2 protein-coding genes are annotated in these 2,133 nt (G+C 38.5%); both read right to left on the reverse strand.

Going from position 1 to position 2,133, the window contains the following annotated elements; all coding sequences use genetic code 11:
* Positions 1-757: 757 nt before the first annotated feature.
* The gene (locus MW688_RS13560) at positions 758-1,840 is read right to left on the reverse strand and encodes a M28 family peptidase (RefSeq protein WP_486736545.1); all 1,083 of its coding nucleotides are present in this window, start codon (positions 1,838-1,840) and stop codon (positions 758-760) included.
* Positions 1,841-1,967: 127 nt separating this feature from the next.
* Entirely contained in the window at positions 1,968-2,123 is a 156-nt protein-coding gene (locus MW688_RS13565; protein WP_486736546.1) for an RRXRR domain-containing protein, read from the reverse strand.
* Positions 2,124-2,133 lie beyond the last annotated feature (10 nt).

The raw sequence follows: 2,133 nt of genomic DNA on the forward strand, positions 1-2,133 counted from the left end.
ATATAACTGATTAAACGGACTTGATATTACTTCAAAACTCATTACTTCAAAACTCATTACTTCAAAACTTAACCACCACAAGTAACTTTGGGTAAAGATGCGAGGGTCTGAGTTTAAGGGGTTAGGATCAATTCTTTAACTCATTACTTCAAAACTCATTACTCATTATTCATCCACCACAAGTAAATGAGTGATAAAGATGCGAGGGTCTGAGTTTAGTGGTTTCGGTGGGTTTTTTGGTTCAAAAAAGTAAGTATAAATACTTAAAAAACTCATTACTTCAAAACTCATTACTCAATCATCACCAGTAAATGAGTGGAAAAGATGCGAGGGTCTGAGGCTTGTCCCGTCTTCACCGAAATGTTAAAAACTCATATCTTGCACTCGGTCAACCAATTTTTAAGCGTTGAGCATTAATTTTTTAACTCATTACTTCAAAACTTCAAAACTCATTACTCAACCGCGAGAGAAAACCTGCTCAAAATTGCCAGCCTTTACCAGTTAATGGTTTGGGGTCACAAATAACTTGTGAAGTGGCGGAGAGCGCCTCCCAATAACTCAAGATTATTGACCACAAAACAGCCTCTAAGGCGCTCTCCGCTTTCGCTGGCAATTTTGAGTAAGTTTATTGCACCCCCCACCAGTAACTTTTGATAAAGATGCTTTGGTCTGAGAAAAACCTCCCCAAAGTCAGCTCTCCCCCTGCGTAAGGGAGCTCCGGGAGCTCCCTTACGCAGTATTGGAGAGGGTTTTACTTTTATTTATTTTTAGCTAGTCGTTTTTTAGAATAACCGATAAAGCTTAATGTTGCTAATGAAGCCAAAATAGTTGTAGGTTCCGGTACATGTACGGGGGAATCAATATCATTAGCTTCTACTAAAAGAGTTTGCATAATTTCCGAATAATTACCCGTTCTTTCTTCAATCAAACCCGGAAAATTCCCATCAATAAAGGCCAAACTGTCATACACCGGGTCATGCCAAGTAGCCCCATCAGGAACTCTAGGGTCAGAAGTTTGAGTATAACCATCCCTTTCTCCAATAAACCAGTTAGTAGCTTCCCCTGATAAAACAGGCATTTTTGTTTCAAAAGATACGTGATCGCTACAGCAACCTGTACCAGCAGGATATTCTTCATTTAGTCCTGGGTTAGTTGAAGCCTCAATACCTAAATTAGTAGCTATGTCTAAAGCCAAATCTCTGGCGAAACCCCATTCAGGACGAGTAGCGGCGGGTGTACCAGCATGAAAGTACATATAATCACCGAAGACGATACTATCAAAATTAGCCATAAATAGAGTATTATTAACTTCTTTTTGACTCATGTTGTCGGCGTAATATTCAGAACCTTTTAAACCGACTTCCTCAGCTCCAAAAAGTAAAAACTCAATATCATGTTCAGTGTTTAGACTATTAATTTCCTCTGCTAGTTCCATAATTAAACCAACCCCAGAACTATTATCATTAGGGCCTCCCAATAAAGTACGATCTACCTCATCGGTACTTGGTCTCGTATCATAATGGGCGCCTAGAATAATTTTATATCCTGAAGTACCTTCTTTCTTGGCTATGATATTTTGTGAGTCAAGCATTTCACCATTTCTAGACTCAAAGGTAAAAGGCTGTAAAGAGGTTTCTAAACCATAACTATCCAGTAAATCTTTAAGATATAGTGCTGTTTCTTCTTCTTTATCTGAACCACTATAACGATTGATATAGTCTGTGGATAATTCCCTAGTAATTTCTGTCGCTGTCAGTCCAAAAGCGAATACAGGCTCTTGAATTAACAGGGAAGTCAAACCGCTAATTAATAGCCAAAAAGAGCTTTTTTTTAGATTCATCTTTCCGCCCTCATGGAGACTCTCGCTAAACCTCTCATCAGGTTAGCGATGAGAGGAAATGAGGGACATAATTTATGTTGCATAGTTGTATCCATCCGCTTTGTGAATAGGTTTACAGTATTTGTGGCTAATAGGTTTTGATGCTTTGGTGTGAGTTAAGGATAATGGTAAATGGATAACGTTTAAATACGCTTGCTTTCCCTTGATTGAGTAACTTTCTAGCTCTACCAGGATGGCATGGATTTAATGGCTTTTTGTGGGAATCTAAAACGAAAACTCCCATGAGTTTAACT

Source organism: Johannesbaptistia floridana, assembly GCF_057440575.1.